The following is a 17,377-nucleotide window of genomic DNA, read 5'->3' as shown; positions in this document are numbered from 1 at the left end:
CAAAGTATGATCATCTGTTGCTGGCTGCGGCGCGCAGAAAAGCGCCGTGCTCGCAGCCCGGTAGTGAAAAGAGGATGGGCCAGACTAGCACCGAGGGCAGGGTTTTCCCAGACTTATTCACAGGTCCATCCACAGGGCGCCACCGCCGTCACCTCCGGTAAAGCGTGCGGGGAGTTGACCCGGACGCGGGTGGCCCTATAGAATTGCCGGTTCTATTCGTCTCCATTCATGCAGAGGGCCCCATGGCCACCAAGCGTACTTTCCAACCCAGCAACCTCAAGCGAGCACGCGACCATGGTTTCCGCGCACGTATGGCAACCGCCGACGGCCGCAAGATCCTGGCTCGCCGCCGCGCCAAGGGCCGCAAGCGCCTGAGCGCTTGATTGCCGCGCCGCTCCCTGCGGCCGAGGCAGTCCCTAACGTGAACGCATCGAACCCGTGCAGGCGATTTCCTCGCTCTGCGCGGGTTCGTACGCGTGCGCAATATACGGTCGTTTTCGATACGGCACGTCGTACCTCGGACCCGTTGCTCAGCCTGCACTGGCGGACCGGCGATACGCCGCCGCGCCTGGGCATGGCAGTGTCGCGCAAGGTCGATACGCGTGCGGTGGGCCGTAACCGGATCAAACGCGTCCTGCGCGATGCCATGCGCCATCTGCTGCCCGAGCTTGCCGGCGGCGACTACGTGATTGTGGCGCGCTCGGCGGCCGCAAAAGCGACCAATCCACAGATTCGCGATGCCTTCGTGCGTCTGCTGCGCCGTGCTGGCGCATTGCCCCTGCCTGCCGCGCCCGGCACAATGCCGCCCGCCAGGACGATGCACCCATCCTCCCTTTCCCCGACAGAGCCGGAACCCAGTTCCGACTGAGCGAGTTGCTGCCCGATGAACCAGACCCGTGTTTTCCTGATTTTTGCCTGGCTGATGGTCGCGGCGCTGCTGTGGATGGAGTGGGGCAAGGACAAGGCGGCCGCCAATGCGCCGGTGGCCGCGGCGACCCAGTCGGTGCCGGCCGCGCGTGACCTGGACGCAGCTGCGACCGCGGCCAATGTGCCGGCGGCACAGGCCATTCCGCAGGCAGGCGTGCCGGGCGCCGTGCCGGCGACCAGTACCACTGCTGCGACGCCGGCCGCTGCCGGCGCTGCGCCGGTGATCACCCTGACCTCGGACGTGCTGCGCCTGAAACTGGACGGCCGCAGCGTGCTCGATGCCGAATTGCTGCAGTTTCCGCAGACCAAGGACGGCACCGCGCCGGTCAGCCTGCTGACCGAAGATGCCGCACACCCCTACAACGCCACCAGCGGCTGGGCCAGCGAGCATTCGCCAGTGCCTGGCGTGGGCGGCTTCCGCGCCGAACAGCCGGGCACCGCGTTCGCACTGGCCAAGGGCCAGAACACCCTGGTGGTGCCGTTCGTGTGGAATGGCCCCAACGGCGTGTCGATCCGCCGCACCTTCACCCTGGAACGCGGGCGCTACGCGATCTCGATCAAGGACGAGGTGATCAACAACAGTGGCGCGCCGTGGAACGGCTACGTGTTCCGCAAGCTGAGCCGGGTGCCGACCATCCTCAGCCGCGGCATGACCAACCCGGATTCCTTCAGCTTCAACGGGGCGACCTGGTACAGCCCGCAGGAAGGCTACGAGCGTCGCGCGTTCAAGGACTACATGGACGACGGCGGCCTCAATCGCCAGATCACCGGCGGCTGGGTGGCGCTGCTGCAGCACCATTTCTTCACCGCGTGGATTCCGCAGAAGGACCAGGCCTCGCTGTATGTGCTGAACCAGGACGGCCCGCGTGACGTGGCCGAACTGCGTGGCCCGGCCTTCACTGTCGCGCCGGGTCAGACCGCCACCACCGAGGCACGCCTGTGGGTCGGCCCGAAACTGGTCAGCCTGATCGCCAAGGAAGACGTGAAGGGGCTGGACCGTGTGGTCGACTACAGCCGCTTCTCGATCATGGCCATCATCGGCCAGGGCCTGTTCTGGGTGCTGAGCCATCTGCACAGCTTCCTGCACAACTGGGGCTGGGCCATCATCGGCCTGGTGGTGTTGCTGCGCCTGGCGCTGTATCCGTTGTCGGCGGCGCAGTACAAGTCCGGCGCCAAGATGCGCCGCTTCCAGCCGCGCCTGGCGCAGCTGAAGGAGCGCTACGGCGATGATCGCGTCAAGTACCAGCAGGCGACGATGGAGTTGTTCAAGAAGGAAAAGATCAACCCGATGGGCGGCTGCCTGCCGCTGCTGATCCAGATGCCGATCTTCTTCGCGCTGTACTGGGTGCTGGTGGAATCGGTGGAACTGCGTCAGGCGCCGTGGCTGGGCTGGATCCAGGATCTGACCGCGCGCGATCCGTACTTCATCCTGCCGCTGCTCAACATCGCCATCATGTGGGCCACGCAGAAGCTGACCCCGACCCCGGGCATGGACCCGATGCAGGCCAAGATGATGCAGTTCATGCCGCTGGTGTTCGGCGTCATGATGGCCTTCATGCCGGCCGGCCTGGTGCTGTACTGGGTAGTCAACGGCGGGCTGGGGTTGCTGATCCAGTGGTGGATGATCCGCCAGCACGGCGAGAAGCCGAGCAAGATCATCCAGGCCAACGCCAAGTAAGCAGTTGCACAGAGCCCGCCGCAAGGCGGGCTTTGTGTATGTGCGCCCGGATGGCGTTTTTTTAGCTATGCCACGGATGCTGTCGTGATGTCATCGCTGTTGCATCGCTTGCGATGCACCTCGTTGCGCCAGCGTGTTGGCGTGGCCGGCTATCGCAAGCAGCGTGCAGGCAACACTGGATCGTGTCTTGAAGATCGATCCATCGTGCGCAAGGCTTACGGCATATCCGTGAAATGCAGCCATACCGCCGCCACGCCCGCAGGCGCATGCAAGCCACGTCTTTGACCACACGCCTTACCATCTGCCTATGTCTTCTTCGCCATCGACCATTGTTGCCATCGCCAGCGCCGCCGGAACCGGAGGCATCGGCATCGTGCGTCTGTCCGGGCCGCAGGCCGCGCAGATCGCCGCCGAGTTGGGTGTCCCGACTCTGCAACCACGGCAGGCGAGATACGCACGCTTTCGCGATGCGCGGGGCGAGGTGATCGACGATGGCATCGCCTTGTGGTTTCCGGCGCCGCACAGCTTCACCGGCGAAGCGGTGGTGGAGTTGCAGGGCCATGGCAGCCCGGTGCTGCTGCGGCAGCTGGTGAGCCGCTGCATTGCGCTGGGCGCGCGCCAGGCACGCGCGGGCGAGTTCAGCGAACGGGCCTTTCTCAACGGCAAGCTCGATCTGGCGCAGGCCGAGGCGATCGCCGATCTGATCGCCGCCGGCGATCTGCGTGCGGCACGTGCTGCGCGCAGATCGCTGGACGGTGTGTTTTCGCAACGTGTCGATACGGTCAGCGACGGCCTCACCCGGCTGCGCATCCACGTGGAAGCAGCCATCGACTTTGCCGACGAGCCGCTGGACACGCTGGGCGGGGCGCAGGTGCGCGATGGATTGACCCAGGCTCGCAGCCTGCTCGCGCAGTTGCTGCGCGATGCCGAGCGCGGGCGCAAGCTGCGCGACGGCCTGCATGCGGTGCTGATCGGCCCGCCCAACGCCGGCAAGAGTTCCTTGCTCAATGCACTGGCCGGCAGCGAGCGCGCCATCGTCACCGATGTCGCCGGCACCACCCGCGACACCTTGCAGGAAGCCATCCAGCTCGATGGCTTCGACCTGACCTTGGTCGACACCGCCGGCTTGCGCGAGGGTGGCGATGCGATCGAGCGCGAGGGCATGCGTCGCGCACGTGTCGAACTGCAGCGCGCCGATCTGGCGCTGGTGGTGCTGGACGCACGCAACCCGCAGGCCGCACGCGACGCGATCGGCGATGCCATCGATGCGGTGCCGCGTCGGCTGTGGATCCACAACAAATGCGATCTTCTGGCCGAACCCGCAGCGCTCGATCGCGACGCGATCGCAGTATCGGCAGTGACCGGGCAGGGACTGGAGCAGTTGCACGCCCGGTTGCGCGAACTCGCGCTGGGCGATGGAATGGAAAGCGTGGAAGGTGAATTCTCCGCACGCACGCGGCATGTCGACGCACTGCGTCGTGCCGAACAGCACGCAGATGCGGCGGATCTGGAGCTGGGTTTCGAACAACTCGAACTGGCCGCCGAGGAACTGCGTCTGGCACAGGAAGCCCTCGGCGAGATCACCGGCAAGCTGAGCGCCGACGAGTTGCTGGGCAAGATCTTCTCGAGTTTTTGTATCGGCAAGTGAGGCAGTACGGCGCAACGTGCCGCGACTTCGCTACATCGGTTGATAAAAAAAAACCGGCCCCTTTCGAGGCCGGATTTCGTAATGCCATCGTTGAACCAGCGAACAATCAGAAATCGTACCGTGCAGTCAAACGGAACGAGCGCGGCGTCTGATAATTGACGTCGTTCAGATAGTTCGGGCTGATCACGTCGCGAGATGCTTCACTGAACTCGTTGTACTCGGTAACCCTGTCGTTGTTGAAAAGGTTGAAGACATCGAGCTTGATACGCAGCTTGTTGTCGGCCCAGTTGGGGATGTACGCCGCTGCCAGATCGAACGTCCAGGTCCAGGGTGTCCGCCCCTCGTCGCCACGCTGCCGCAGCACGCGCGTGCCTTCAGCGTTCAAGCAATAAAAGCTCGAGCCGCTGTAACCGCTGAGGTTGCCCTGGTCAGGCTGAGGGATGTCGTCCAGCGGGATATAGCCCTGGCAATTGATCGGGCGCCCGGACTGCAGGACCAAATTTCCGCCAAGCTGCCATTCCGGCGTGATCGTATAAGCACCGAAAAGCTTGAGCGTGTGCTGACGATCGTTCGGGGTCGGCCCATAGGTGCCATCGGTGAACAGACGGTGGTCGAAGTCCTGGGTGAGGCCGGCATCCTCCTGTTCCAGCGTGGAATTGACGTAGCCCTCGACGTTGCCGCGTGTCCTGGCAAACGTATAGGAGCCCTGGAAGTTGAACTTCTCGCCGGTGCGCTCCCAGAAAAATTCCAGAGCGGTATGCAGGCGGCGATATTCCGGCAGGCCAAGATACGAGGCCGGCAAGGTTGCCAGTTCCAGTTCGCCATCGCCATTGAGATCGACGTTGATGGTCACGTCGCTGCCCGGATTCAAGAAGTAGCAGCTAGGCACAGAGCCCGGATCGAAATCGGGGTAGCCGTTGTCCGCCGCCCAGTCGATCCAGGGATTGGTGGTGCAGGTGTCGTCCATCCCGGACTTCACTTCGCGGCGGATCATACGCACACCCGCCATCCAGTTTTCCGTCAACTGCAGTTGGCCACCGAGAATGACCTCGTCCTGGTACATCGGCGACAGGTTGGTGGACGCGACAGAGGCTGGATTCGGCGCAGTGAGCGAGCCGTTGGTCTGGGTCTGGCCAATCTGCGCACCTTGGCCAACCGGCGTGCCATCGGCTTCGCTCCAGCCATTGACGAAGTACCAGCTGGACACGGTCGATTCGGCGCCGGTTGCGCGGATACTGGAGTTTGTCGCCACCGGGATGTAGTAGCGGCCTGCGGTACCGAACAGCTTCAAGCTGGAATCACCCAGCACGTCCCAGGAGAAGCCTAAGCGCGGCGCCATTTTATAATCGGATTCGATCCAGGCAATGCCGTCGCCGTTCTTGTTTTCGAACTTCTCACCGCGCAAGCCGAGCACGGCGAGGAAGTTTTCGGTGACCTGCCAGTTGTCTTCCAGATAAAACGCGCTATTGGTGTTTTCGTACGTGGAGCTGCTGCTCTGGAACACGCGCGAACGCGCGTACAGCGCATTGCGCGGCACCAGTTGGCCGTTGACCGTGCGTCCAGGCAGGCCTGCAAACGCGCCGGTGGCTACCGAATTGCCGGGCACCGTGTAATACGCCCAGTTGATGCCACCGGCGTAGGTCTGGCCACGGTGGCTGGATTCGTACTTTTCCTGATCCACGCCGAAGCGCAACCGGTGATCGCCCAGCACCCATTCGCCATCGACCCGGAACGCTTTGCGGATGTCCTCGTCCGGCTCCGCATCGCGGTCGGCGATCATGGAGATCGTGCCCGGGTTGCAGCCAATGTATCGGTCGACCACGCTAGTGGTCAGGCCGAAGCTGTAGGCCCAAGGGCATTCGCTCCCAGCCGGATCGGCCGGCAGGCGGGAGTCGATCAGATTGCTCAGGTAGCCGTACTGCGCCGACAGCGTGAAGTTATCGGTGAAGTAACCGGTGTATTTGAGGATGCCGATCTTGCCGCCATTCTCCATCTCGTACTGCTCGATCGGCACTTCGTGCCGGCCGACGTTGTAGCGGTTATCGCCATTGGCGTCGGGGGCGTATTCGTAGGTGCGGTACTTGGTCTTGGCCTGGTTGTAGATGCCGGTGAATTCGACCAGGTTGCTGTCGTTGATATACCAATCGAGCTTGACCAAGCCCTGGGGGGTCGTGTCACTGACGCGCCGGCTGGTCAGCGCGTAAAAGTTGTCTTCAGTTTCCTGGCGGCCTTCCACCATTGCAAAGAAGAACAAGCGGTCCTTGACGATCGGGCCGCTGGCATACGCAGAGTAAATGGTGCTGTCGAACTGATCGTCGCTGCGGTATTGGTACAGCGGGTCTGACGCATCGGGGTCGCGTTCGCGGACGTTTTTACCTGCCGCCGCGCCCCAGTCCGGTGCCCACTCCACGCTGCCGCCGTAGTGCCATTCGTTGGAGCCGGCCTTGGTGACGATGCTGACGATGCCGCCCAGCGAGCGGCCGTATTCTGCACCATACCCGCCGGTCTTGATCTGCAGCTGACCAATGCTCTGGAACGGCAGATTGGCGAACGACAGGAACGTGCGCATGTTCGTGACGTCGAAGCCATTGATGTAGTAGCCGTTCTCGGCCACCGACGATCCGCCGAACGAGGCAAGATTGCCCGCACCGAGCCCGCTGTCGCCCCGGACCGCGCCAGGCGCGAGTAGCGCGACCGAAGACACATCGCTGGCCACCGGCAGCGAGACCATCTGGTCGGCAGTGAATACCGTGGTCGATTCCACCGAAGAGACGTCGATGGGGTTGAACGCCTGCGCGCCGACCACTTCCACCCGATCCAGCGTAGTGGCATTGCTACCCAGCGAGACCTGCGCGCCGCTGCCCACCTTGACCTCGACCTCTCGGGTCAGCCCGTTGGAGGTAATGATGTATTTGCCCGGAGGAAGTTGGCTGAAGCTGAATCTGCCATCTGCAGCGGCGGTGGCCGAGCGGCTCACGCCCGTTTGCGGGCTCTGGATGGCGATGGTGCTGCCAGGCTGCCCACTACCGAAAATGGAGCCGACCGCGCTCTGGGCCTGGACACCGCCGGCAACGCACATGCTCAGCGCAATGCTCAAGGCACTGCGTGTGATGTTCTTGGACAAAGACCTACGAACCCCTGGACGTGTCATTCCTCTTTCTCCTGATGAAGTACCTTCACAACGCCTGCAAACCGTGGGACCCAACTGCACTGCGGCGCAGTTGAGGTGGGGAGCCACTTCGAGGGAACGCCGACCAGCCCGGCGCATCACTTTCCTGAAGGGAGTCTGAATATTAACCCAAGATTTACAGATATGTCATTTTCCGGGAACTTTTTTATGAAACAGGGCTATCGGACCAGGACCTGGTCAGCTGTTTCGTGTAGGGATGCTTATCTGATCGAACACAACCGGTTGCGATTCGCGCCTGGTGAGGGCGATGAGCACGCGTCTGACCATCCCGATAGGGAGGGCGGCTCGATCAGCAGGCGCAGCTTTGCCGCGACGGGGTCTTCGCGGTGCGGGCAGGGAGTGAGATGGCGGTCGCCGTGAACAGGCAAGCGCTACGCCGGCTGTCAGGGCTGGCGGCTAAGGGCCTGCATCGGTCATGCAGAGCGTATGCAAGCAACCGGCGGCGGGCGGACGCATAGAGTGATCCAGACCAGATGGTCTCAATCGGCGCGTGGCCGAGTTACCCGATGCGTTTGCGGCCACTCAGTATCCAGCCAGGAGAGACGTGGCCAGGGACTCGGAGAAAAACGAATGATGTACAGGCGACAGATCGCTGGCGCACGTTGTTTGTAGCAGGTGCAGGAGCCTGACTTGCTACATCACCCCAGGCAGGACGGTCTGCAGTGCAGCGTTCTCTGCCGCGCAGGCTGGCGATTCCGCCAGCGCGACCGGCTGCTTCGCACGTGCCTTGGCGATCTCGCGACGTGCGGCGGTGAGATCCTTCTGGAACTCGGCATTGTCGTGCAACGCGGCGACGGTGGCGGCGCCCATGATGCGGCCCTGCAGGACATCACTCTGCCAGTGCACGTTGCAGACCAGGCGGCTGTCGCCGAAGGCGCGGCCGCGGGCGAGCAGGGCATCGCGTTGTGCGGGGGCCAGCTCGGCCAGGATCAGGCCCCAGCTCCAGCCGATGGCAGTGTGGCCGGAGGGATAGGAGCCGTTCTTGCGCAGTGCCGCGTCGTCGTCGGGCGTGCACATCGGTTGGTCGTTGCGCATGAACGGGCGCGGGCGTTGGTAGCGCGCCTTCGCCGCGCTGGTGCTGGTACTGGCATCGCGCATGCTGCGCTCCAGCAGGCGCAGCAGGTGCGGGGTGTGGGCCTGGTCGATCTGGATGCCGAGCGCGCAGCTGAAGTGGGTGGCGGCTGCGGGAAACCCCAGCGCGGCGTCCCGTGTGGCCAAGTCCCAGCGCGGTGTGCCGCGCAGGGCGAGCATGGACGTGGCGATGGCCTGATCGTTGGCGAGCGCGGCGCTGCCGTCCTGCGGCGGCGGCGGCACCAGGCGCAGGCTGTCGGGCACGTGTGTCTTTTCCAGGTAGCCATGTGCATCGGTGGCGATCACCGAGCCTGTCGCGGCGACGTTATCCCGCGCGCTGGCGATGCCGCATCCCCAGGCCAATACGGCGATGGCGGCGCCGGTCAGCGTCCGGGAACAAGCGCGGGCAATGCGATGGGACATGGACCAACCCTCGGACAACACAGATGGATGAGGTCGCAGATTACGACGCGCAGATGACATCTGCATGCAAGCGCGGCGCAGCGCTTTCGAGGGATGCACTGCGACTGTCGCGGCACTGTCACCTGGCCGTCGCATCGGCGCAAGACAGCTGTCGCACGCTTGCCGTCATCTTTTGACTCGTTCCCTGCCGCCCATGCCCAAGACCCATCTCTTAAGTGCCGCTGTCCTCACCGCGCTCGTGCTGTCGCCGGCCGCCCATGCTGCCGACCCCGACGTGACTGCCGACACCGGCACGACCGTGCAGCAGCTCGATGCGGTCTCGGTGATCGGGCAGGGCGAAACGCGTCAGGTGCAGCGCATCACCCAGCAGGACATCCCGGTGTTGCCGCCGGGTACCAGCATCCAGAAGCTGCTCAACCGCATGCCGGGCGTGAACGTGCAATCCAACGATGCCTTCGGTGCCAACGAGGAGTCGCAGACGATCAGCCTGCGCGGCTTCAACGGCACGCGCCTGGGCTATACGCTGGACGGCCTGCCGCTGGGCGACAACGCCTACGGCAACTACAACGGCCTCAACATCAGCCGCGCCCTGATTGCGGAAAACTTCGGCGGCGTGGAGCTGGCCTCGGGCATCGGCGCGCTGGGCACTGCATCCACCAGCAACCTGGGCGGCACCATCCAGTACTACTCGGCGGATCCGTCCAGCGTGTTCGGCGGGCAGCTGTCGCAGACGGTGGGCTCGGACGCCAATCGCCGCACCTTCCTGCGTGTGGATACCGGCGACTACAACGGCTTTTCGGCCTATCTGTCCGGCATCAATGCCGAAGCCGACATGTGGACGCGCCCGGACTCGCCGACCACCACGCGGCAGTTCAATGCCAAGGGCGTGTACCAGTTCGACGGCGGCAAGCTGACCGCATTTGCCGATACCTCGCGCACCTCGCAGGCGGACTATGCGTATCTGTCCAAGAGCGGCATGGCGCGTGGCCTGGGCTGGGACTGGAACCTGTACGCACCGGACTGGAACCGCGCGTTGGCCGCGGCGTACTGCGCACCGGCCACGCGCAATGCGGCGCGCTGCGGTTTCAGCGGTGGCGTGGACAATGTCGACGATGCCTACTACCAGAGCCGCGCGTTGCGCGACGACGATCTGTTCTACGTGGCCGGCGACTTCCAGCCCAACGATGCGATCAGCCTGCACACCCAGGTCTATCACCACGAAAACAAGGGGCAGGGCCACTGGTGGTCGCCGGGCCAGGCATCCAATCCGGGGACGCCGCAGGCGCTGCCGATCTCGATCCGCAGCACCAACTACTGGATCAACCGCACCGGCGGCATCGCGTCGCTCGGCTGGAACCTGGGCGCGCATCACCTCGAAGCCGGGCTGTGGTACGAGCGCAATCATCACGATGTGGAGCGCAATTTCTACTGGATCGACGGGCCGGTCAGCGACGACAAGTTCCTGCAGGATCCGGATCGCCGGCTGTTCTCGCAGAACTACATCATCACCACGCGGCAGTTCTATGTGCAGGGCAACTTCAAGTTCCTCGACGAGCGCCTGAGCGTGGATCTGGGCATCAAGAGCCCCAGCACCGAAATGACCGCGCGCGAGACGCCGGGGCTGGCGGTGGAAGCACCGGTGGCGACCGGCTCGATCAAGGCCAGCGAGTCGGTGCTGCCGCAGGTCGGCCTGGGTTATCGCATCGCCGACGGGCAGGAGGTGTTTGCCTCGTACGCGGAAAACATCGCCGCGTTCCAGGGCGGCGGCGCCGGTGGCCCGTTGCTGGTGACGCAGGCCTCGTTCGATGCCAGTGTCGGTGCGCTGGAGCCGGAAAAGTCGCGCACCATGGAGGCCGGTTATCGCTTCGTGCGTGACCGCTTCGAAGCCTCGCTGGTCGGCTACGACGTCACCTTCGACAACCGCCTGCTCTCGCTCAATCCCTGCGCCAGCATCCAGCAGGGCACCACGCCGGCCTGCACCACACGCTTCTTCAACGTGGGTTCGGTGAGCAGCCGCGGTGGCGAACTGACGGTGATCTGGAAGCCGACCAGCTACCTGCAGTGGTACAACTCGGCCTCGATCAACCGTTCGACCTACGACGACAACTATGTGCAGAACGGGGTGACCATCCCCACCGCCGGCAAGACCACGGTGGATACGCCCAAGCGCATGTTCGCCAGCGAAATCGCGTTCAACTACGCCAACTGGAACATCAATCTGCGCGGCAAGTACACCGGCCAGCGCTACTACACCTACACCAACGATCAGGGCTTTGGCGGCTACACCTCGTTCGACGCAGGCGCCGGCTACGACTTCGGCCAGGCCGGCGTGCTGCAGGGGCTCAAGCTCTCGCTCAACGTCACCAACCTCACCGACAAGCGGTACGCGTCCAACCTCACCGCGTTCGCCAACAGCGATCCGACTGGCCGCCAGCTGGCGTTCCATGCCAGCGCGCCGCGGCAGGTGTTTTTGACGCTGGATGCCAAGTTCTGAGGATGGGAATTGGGAATCGGGATTCGGGAATCGTAAAAGCGGGTCTTGTTGCTGTTTAGGAATTCCCGATGCCGGATGATGCTGGGCGTCTTCGTGGTTGGCAAACGTTGTGACGCGTCGTTAGGTGGGCATCGACCGTGCTCGGCAACGCAGCGCATCAGCGATCCATGAGACGGTAACCAGCACCTGCCACGCCGGCTTGACGATCAGGGCCAGCGTTTGATGGCAACACTCAGTTGGAGAAAGGCATGATGCAGTTCCACCGTATCTGGCTGTTGGGGGCAATGATGGTCGGTATGAGCGGGCCCGCGTTGGCAGAGGCGCCGTTGGCGAAGACGGTGCGGATCTTTGCGCACCGTGGCGCCAGCGCACTGCGCCCGGAACACACCTTGGCCGCGTATGCCAGAGCGATTGTCGATGGCGCCGATTTTGTCGAGCCGGACCTGGTGTCCACCAGGGATGGCGTGCTGGTGGCGCGCCATGAGAACGAGATCGGCGGTACGACCGACGTGGCCAGTCACCCGGAGTTCGCTGCGCGCAAGACCCGCAAGACCATCGATGGCCAGGCGATGGAAGGCTGGTTCACCGAGGATTTCACGCTGGCCGAATTGAAGACGCTGCGCGCGCGCGAGCGTCTGCCGCAGTTGCGCGGCACGCGCTGGGATGGGCAGTTTCAGATCGTCACCTTCGACGAGATCATCGATTTTGTCGCAGCCGAATCGGCGGCAACCGGGCGCAGCATCGGGCTGATTCCGGAGATCAAGCACCCGAGCTATTTCAGCCGGCTGCATCTGGCGATGGAAGACAAGTTGCTGGCGAGCCTGCGTGCGCATGCCTACACGCAGACCGCGCCGGTGGTGATCCAGTCGTTCGAGACCGGCAACCTGCGTTATTTGCGCGGCAAGATCGGGCGCAGCAGCAACATTCGCCTGCTGCAGTTGCTGGCCGGCGCGCAGATGGCGTTGCCCGATGCGGGCGTGGGCAGCGCGCCGCGGACCTACGGGCAGATGATCACGCCCGAGGGGTTGACGCAGGTCGCCAGCTACGCCGATGCGATCGGCCCGGACATCCGCAGCATCATTCCGCTGGATGCGCAGCAACGCCTGGGCACGCCGACCAGCCTGGTGCACGACGCGCATGCGGCAGGACTGCAGGTGCAGCCGTACACGTTCCGCCCGGAGAACTACTTCTTGGCTGCCGAAAACCGCAGCAGCGGCGCGGTGACCGAGCGTAACGACGCCGGTGCACTGGCCGAACTCAAGACCTATCTGGACGCCGGCATCGATGCCTTCTTCGCCGACGACCCGGGCCTGGCACGGCGCGCATTGCAGGGGCAAGCATCGCGCTAGGCAGCGCTTTTGTAGGAGCGTGCCTGCGCGCGATGGGGCGGTCCCGGTGATGCCCTGTCGCGCGCAGGCACGCTCCTACGGGAACCAGCGGCCGTTTTGGTCGTTGCTCCATGCAGGCACTAGCTGCCCGGTGGGCGCTCGCGCGGTTGGAAGTGCAGCACCACGTTGTGCGAGCCGTCTTCCTGGCGCTGCCACAGCACCGGCACCTGGCGCGGCGGTGGCGGTTCCAGCACGTCGTGCTCGCCATTGCTCACTTCCCACGCAGCATCTTCGTCTTCGTCCTCCCAGCTGTAGCGCGGCCTGGCCTGTTGCGGGTCGCGCAGGCGCAGCAGCAACGCGGCGATCAGGCCGGCCACCGCGCCGCCCAGATGCGATTGCCAGGACACGCCGGCTTCGTGCGGCAGGATGGTCAGCAACATGCCGCCATAGAACAGGAAGGCGATCATGCTGGTGGCAATCGCCGGGCGGTCGCGGCGCAGCAGGCCCAGCACGAACACCAGGAACATCAGCCCGTGGGTGACGCCGCTGGCGCCCAGATGCCGGCTGCCGGGCTCGCCCAGCAACCACGCGCCCAGGCCCGAGCCCAGCCACAACAACGGCAGCGCCAGGGCGGTGGCACGCGGATACACGCTGCCGGCCAGCGTGCCCAGGATCAGTAGCGCGGCGGCGTTGGCGCCCAGATGCGCGAGCGAGCCATGCAGCAGCGGTGCGGTGAGGATGCCGAGCAGGCCGTCTGCCTGCAGCGGTGCCACCGCCCAGGCGCGCCAGTCGAACATGCTCTGGGCGGTGAACACCGCCACCAGCAGCAGCACGGCGGCCAGGCTGAAGTTGAAGGCACGCAGCACCCGGGAACGATCCAGGCGGTCTTGCGCGGTGGCGTCGGCGGCGGCAACAGGAGGCGGTGTCATACCTTCACGGATGGCGTCGCGCGGATTTTTTACAAGTTATCCGCCTCGGGATAAGCAGGCCCGACGACGGGATAATCCAGCCCCGCCGCCGAACATTGGCGCAGCGGCCGCACGGCACCATGCAGGTGACCGGGGCGCGACACGAACAAGCGCGGCATCACGCCCTCGCCAGTTCGGCCCGGGAACGCCCCAGCGACCTGGCGCCTGAAATCCCGGCGGCCTTGAGAGGGGATTGAACGGTGTGGATGCCTCGGTCGTAGGGCAGACGATCTGCGGCTTGGCTGCAGGGCCCTTGCCCGCCCACCGTCGCGGGACACGCCGCAAGTACGTCCATGTAGGCTCTTACGCGGCATCCATGCCGCGTAAGGTCCCGCGACGGTGAGCAGGCAAGGGCCCGTCGAGTTGGTCGGTGCGCTTGGTTGTGAGCAGTGCATGCAGCGCGGCCGTTCCCGAATCCCAATTGCAGACTCCGGACTCCCAGCCCGTCAATGCGGGGGCCGGCTTGGGTGGCCGCACCAAACTCAGCAGATGGTGACGACCAGGATCTCGGGTAGCCAGGCTCTGGCGCGGCATCCATGCCGCTCAAGGGCCCGCGACGGTGAGCGCAGGGACCTGTCGAGATGGTCGGTGCGCTCGGATGCCAGCAACACACGCGGCGCTACCGTCCCCGAATCCCGATTCCCGAATCCCGAATCCCGAATCCCGAATCCCAGCCCCTCAGTGCCTGGCCGGCTTGGGCGGCCGCAGCAGGCTCAGCACGATGGTGAAGACCAGGATCACGATCACCACTGCCAGCGAGACCAGCACCGGGATCTTGTACAGATCGATGATCATCATCTTGGTGCCGATGAACACCAGGATCACTGCCAGCCCATACGGCAGCAGGTGGAAGCGGTCGGCCATGCCGGCCAGCAGGAAGAACATCGCACGCAGGCCCAGCACCGCGAACACGTTGGAGGTCAGCACGATGAACGGGTCGGTGGTGATCGCGAAGATCGCCGGGATGCTGTCCACCGCAAAGATCACGTCGATCACCGCAATCAGGATCAGCACCACGAACAGCGGGGTGAACCAGCGCTTGCCGTCCTTGATCACGCTAAGCGCATGGCCGTGGTATTGCGGACTCAGGCGCAGATGCCCGCGCATCCAGCGCAGCACCGGGTTGGCTTCCAGATCCGGCTCCTTGCCGGCGGAGAACCACATCTTGATGCCGGTCAGCAGCAGGAACGCGCCGAACACATACAGCAGCCAATGGAACTTGGTCAGCAGCACCGAGCCGGCAAAGATCATGATCGCGCGCAGCACGATCGCGCCCAGCACGCCGATGATCAGCACGCGCTGGCGCTGTTCCTCGGGCACGCCGAAGTAGGTCATCACCATCAGGAACACGAAGATGTTGTCGACCGCCAGCGATTTCTCGACCAGGTAGCCGGTCAGGAACTCCAGCCCGATGCGGTCGGCTGCCGCGTCGCCCATGCTGCCCTGCAGGTACCACCACAGGCCGGCGTTGAAGGCCAGCGCCAGCAGCACCCAGCCAATGCTCCACCAGGTGGCTTCCTTGAAGGTGACCTTGTGGGCACCGCCGTGGCGCATCAGCACCAGATCGACCAACAGCGCCACGATCACCACGATCGCGAAGCCGCCCCATAACCAGACATTGCCAATGGTTTGCATAAAAGAATCCCGATAGTGAAACGACCTGGACAGCCGGTGGGCTGAGGCCTTGTGACACGGAAATCGTGGATTCCGGGTGACGGACCTTCGCCTGCGCGGCGAAGGTCTCGCTCACAACCGGCCGGGCCGGTTGCCGTTGCACCGGAGCCTGGCTGGCAGGACTCGTCATGACGGCGACAACGCTGGGAGCTACTCCCCTTCTGCGCCTGATTCTGCGTGCCGGAGGGCAGGCACGTCAATCCAGCCGGATACAATGGGCGGATGAATACTCCAGTCCCCGTCGTCCGACTCAAGAATGCCTGGCGCTCCAGCCACCCGTGGATCTTCCAGAAGCTGGTGGAAAAGCCCGCCGCCAAGCCCAAACCCGGCACCATCGTCGATGTGGTCGGCGTGGACGGGGAGTGGGTCGGCCGCGGCTTCTACAACGGCCACTCGCGCATCGCCGTGCGCATCCTGGAAACCGACCAGTCGGTGCCGGTGGATGCGGGCTGGTTCTCGCGCAAGATCGCCGCGGCAGTGAGCCTGCGCCGCGACTGGCTCAAGCTCGACGCGGTGTCCGATGCCTGGCGCGTGGTGCACAGCGAAGGCGACGGCCTGTCCGGCCTGGTGGTGGACCGCTATGGCGACCTGGTGGTGGTGGAGTTCTTCGCCGCCGGCATGTTCCGCCACCGCGAGTGGATCTACGAGGCGCTGCGCGCGCAGTTCCCGGGCTGCCGCTTCCACAGCTTTGCCGACGAACACGTGCAGAAGCAGGAAAGCTTCGATTTCCACGGCAATACCACCACCGAAGCATCGGTGATCACCGAGTACGGCATCAGGTTCCGCGCCGACCCGGCCGGTGCGCACAAGACCGGCTTCTTCGCCGACCAGCGCGAGAACCGCCAGTGGTTGAGCGAGCAGGTCGAGGGCAAGAGCGTGCTGGACCTGTGCTGCAACACCGGCGGCTTTGCGGTGTATGCGGCCGCGCGCGGTGCGTCCGAGGTGCTGGGCGTGGACATCGACGAGGACGTGATCGCCATCGCCAAGGGCAACGCCAAGCTCAACAACGTACGGCCCAAGTTCGTGCAGGCCGACATCTTCCCGTGGCTGCGCGATGCGTCCAATCGCGGCGAGCAGTTCGATGTGGTGATCCTGGACCCGGCCAAGATGACCCGCGACCGCGAGCAGGTGATCCCGGCGCTGAAGAAGTACCTGGACATGAACAAGCTGGCGCTGGGCGTGGTCAAGCCCGGCGGCCTGTTCGCCACCTTCTCGTGCACCGGGCTGGTGGCCGAGCAGGAGTTTCTGGACATGCTGCGGCGCGCCTCGTATTTCTCCGGGCGCACCATCCAGATCCTGAAGGTGGCCGGTGCCGGTCCGGATCACCCGTTCATGGCGCACGTGCAGGAATCGCGCTACCTGAAGGCTGTTTTCTGCCGCGTGATCTAGCGCGGCGACCAATCCGTGGAGCGGCCAGTCGATGACACCGGACGATGAGGAACGCAAGGCGCTGACCCGGTTGCTGCGCGAGATAGAGCGGCCCCATGCCAGCCTGCTGGCCAGCAACTGGCCGGTGTTCGGCGTGTGGCTGCTGTTTTCCGGGGCCTTCATGTATCTGTTCCAGACCGGCAGCGGCTCGCCGTTGCATCCGTTGACGCTGGCGCTGGGCTCGACCTGTCTGGGCGTGTTCGGTGCCTGGATCGTGTTGCGCTCGGTGTGGGCGCGGCAGTGGCTGCACCTGCGCGAGCACGTCGATGTGGAGAGCGTTCGCGCGCGCCTGTCCGAACTGGGCGACTGAACACGGCGCGTGCGATGGATTTCTTGCAGGCCAGATCAAATCGTTTGCGTGCTGCGTGCTGCCAACTGCGCACGCCCGATCGCTTCTGCCAGCCGCTCGAAGGACCACCGGCCAGGCCATCTTCGGCCTGCGCGTATCGGGCCCATCCGCCGATGACCTGCGGCTGGTTGCAGCGGCAACCGATCACCAACCCGCCGGCCCTGCGGTGATGTCCGGCACCGCAGGGCGCAGATCGGCC

Annotated in this window: 12 protein-coding genes; 8 read left to right on the top strand and 4 right to left on the bottom strand. The window is 64.6% G+C overall.

Going from position 1 to position 17,377, the window contains the following annotated elements:
- Positions 1 to 242 precede the first annotated feature (242 nt).
- The 4 genes from rpmH (at position 243) to mnmE (ending at position 4,253) form a co-directional block, all read left to right on the top strand.
- Positions 243 to 383 carry a 50S ribosomal protein L34 gene (gene rpmH, locus H7A87_RS20595; RefSeq protein ID WP_002805908.1) on the top strand — a complete coding sequence of 47 codons (141 nt, stop codon included), beginning with the start codon at positions 243 to 245 and terminating at the stop codon, positions 381 to 383.
- A gap of 38 nt (positions 384 to 421) precedes the next feature.
- Positions 422 to 868 carry a ribonuclease P protein component gene (gene rnpA / locus H7A87_RS20590; protein ID WP_104650389.1) on the top strand — a complete coding sequence of 149 codons (447 nt, stop codon included), beginning with the start codon at positions 422 to 424 and terminating at the stop codon, positions 866 to 868.
- Positions 869 to 883: 15 nt separating this feature from the next.
- The gene (gene yidC, locus H7A87_RS20585; RefSeq protein WP_119129980.1) at positions 884 to 2,605 is read left to right on the top strand and encodes a membrane protein insertase YidC; all 1,722 of its coding nucleotides are present in this window, start codon (positions 884 to 886) and stop codon (positions 2,603 to 2,605) included.
- A 307-nt stretch (positions 2,606 to 2,912) separates the two neighbouring features.
- Positions 2,913 to 4,253, top strand: coding sequence for a tRNA uridine-5-carboxymethylaminomethyl(34) synthesis GTPase MnmE (gene mnmE / locus H7A87_RS20580; RefSeq protein ID WP_119129979.1), 1,341 nt, complete (start codon positions 2,913 to 2,915; stop codon positions 4,251 to 4,253).
- Positions 4,254 to 4,359: 106 nt separating this feature from the next.
- Here mnmE and H7A87_RS20575 read toward each other — a convergent pair whose 3' ends face one another.
- Together H7A87_RS20575 and H7A87_RS20570 are read right to left on the bottom strand one after the other, a co-directional pair.
- Positions 4,360 to 7,404, bottom strand: a complete 3,045-nt coding sequence (locus H7A87_RS20575; protein WP_119129978.1) for a TonB-dependent receptor plug domain-containing protein — start codon at positions 7,402 to 7,404, stop codon at positions 4,360 to 4,362.
- Between the two features lie 672 nt (positions 7,405 to 8,076).
- Positions 8,077 to 8,937: a phosphatase PAP2 family protein gene (locus H7A87_RS20570; protein WP_115678213.1), complete on the bottom strand. Its 861-nt coding sequence runs from the start codon at positions 8,935 to 8,937 to the stop codon at positions 8,077 to 8,079.
- 193 nt (positions 8,938 to 9,130) lie between these two features.
- Here H7A87_RS20570 and H7A87_RS20565 point away from each other — a divergent pair, with 193 nt between their 5' ends.
- Together H7A87_RS20565 and H7A87_RS20560 are read left to right on the top strand one after the other, a co-directional pair.
- Positions 9,131 to 11,431 (top strand): TonB-dependent receptor, encoded by a 2,301-nt coding sequence (locus H7A87_RS20565; protein WP_119129977.1) that lies wholly within the window; start codon positions 9,131 to 9,133, stop codon positions 11,429 to 11,431.
- Positions 11,432 to 11,679: 248 nt separating this feature from the next.
- A complete protein-coding gene (locus H7A87_RS20560) occupies positions 11,680 to 12,780 on the top strand; it encodes a glycerophosphodiester phosphodiesterase (protein WP_180496826.1) in 1,101 nt (366 codons plus the stop codon).
- A 119-nt stretch (positions 12,781 to 12,899) separates the two neighbouring features.
- On the opposite strand, the gene H7A87_RS20555 is transcribed toward H7A87_RS20560, so the two are convergent.
- The gene (locus H7A87_RS20555) at positions 12,900 to 13,688 is read right to left on the bottom strand and encodes a rhomboid family intramembrane serine protease (protein WP_119129975.1); all 789 of its coding nucleotides are present in this window, start codon (positions 13,686 to 13,688) and stop codon (positions 12,900 to 12,902) included.
- 717 nt (positions 13,689 to 14,405) lie between these two features.
- Complete coding sequence (locus H7A87_RS20550; protein ID WP_016901852.1) at positions 14,406 to 15,362, bottom strand: TerC family protein; 957 nt, start codon at positions 15,360 to 15,362, stop codon at positions 14,406 to 14,408.
- Between the two features lie 261 nt (positions 15,363 to 15,623).
- On the opposite strand from H7A87_RS20550, the gene H7A87_RS20545 reads away from it, so the two are divergent.
- Both H7A87_RS20545 and H7A87_RS20540 read left to right on the top strand, forming a co-directional pair.
- On the top strand, positions 15,624 to 16,790 hold the full coding sequence (locus H7A87_RS20545; RefSeq protein ID WP_119129974.1) for a class I SAM-dependent rRNA methyltransferase: 1,167 nt from the start codon (positions 15,624 to 15,626) through the stop codon (positions 16,788 to 16,790).
- Positions 16,791 to 16,821: 31 nt separating this feature from the next.
- The gene (locus H7A87_RS20540) at positions 16,822 to 17,139 is read left to right on the top strand and encodes a hypothetical protein (protein WP_104650381.1); all 318 of its coding nucleotides are present in this window, start codon (positions 16,822 to 16,824) and stop codon (positions 17,137 to 17,139) included.
- Positions 17,140 to 17,377: the final 238 nt, after the last annotated feature.

The sequence above is a fragment of the Xanthomonas sp. CPBF 426 genome (assembly GCF_903989465.1).
Taxonomy (GTDB): domain Bacteria; phylum Pseudomonadota; class Gammaproteobacteria; order Xanthomonadales; family Xanthomonadaceae; genus Xanthomonas; species Xanthomonas euroxanthea.
Note: the sequence above shows the minus strand (reverse complement) of the source record. Positions and strands in the feature narration are given on the sequence as shown.

What these genes read in the sequence shown, in the direction of transcription:
- H7A87_RS20540 (WP_104650381.1), top strand. Translation starts at nt 16,822, where the DNA reads ATGACACCGGACGATGAGGAACGCAAGGCGCTGACCCGGTTGCTGCGC.
- H7A87_RS20565 (WP_119129977.1), top strand. Translation starts at nt 9,131, where the DNA reads ATGCCCAAGACCCATCTCTTAAGTGCCGCTGTCCTCACCGCGCTCGTG.
- H7A87_RS20555 (WP_119129975.1), bottom strand. Translation starts at nt 13,688, where the DNA reads ATGACACCGCCTCCTGTTGCCGCCGCCGACGCCACCGCGCAAGACCGC.
- H7A87_RS20570 (WP_115678213.1), bottom strand. Translation starts at nt 8,937, where the DNA reads ATGTCCCATCGCATTGCCCGCGCTTGTTCCCGGACGCTGACCGGCGCC.
- rpmH (WP_002805908.1), top strand. Translation starts at nt 243, where the DNA reads ATGGCCACCAAGCGTACTTTCCAACCCAGCAACCTCAAGCGAGCACGC.
- H7A87_RS20560 (WP_180496826.1), top strand. Translation starts at nt 11,680, where the DNA reads ATGATGCAGTTCCACCGTATCTGGCTGTTGGGGGCAATGATGGTCGGT.
- mnmE (WP_119129979.1), top strand. Translation starts at nt 2,913, where the DNA reads ATGTCTTCTTCGCCATCGACCATTGTTGCCATCGCCAGCGCCGCCGGA.
- H7A87_RS20545 (WP_119129974.1), top strand. Translation starts at nt 15,624, where the DNA reads ATGAATACTCCAGTCCCCGTCGTCCGACTCAAGAATGCCTGGCGCTCC.
- yidC (WP_119129980.1), top strand. Translation starts at nt 884, where the DNA reads ATGAACCAGACCCGTGTTTTCCTGATTTTTGCCTGGCTGATGGTCGCG.
- H7A87_RS20550 (WP_016901852.1), bottom strand. Translation starts at nt 15,362, where the DNA reads ATGCAAACCATTGGCAATGTCTGGTTATGGGGCGGCTTCGCGATCGTG.
- H7A87_RS20575 (WP_119129978.1), bottom strand. Translation starts at nt 7,404, where the DNA reads ATGACACGTCCAGGGGTTCGTAGGTCTTTGTCCAAGAACATCACACGC.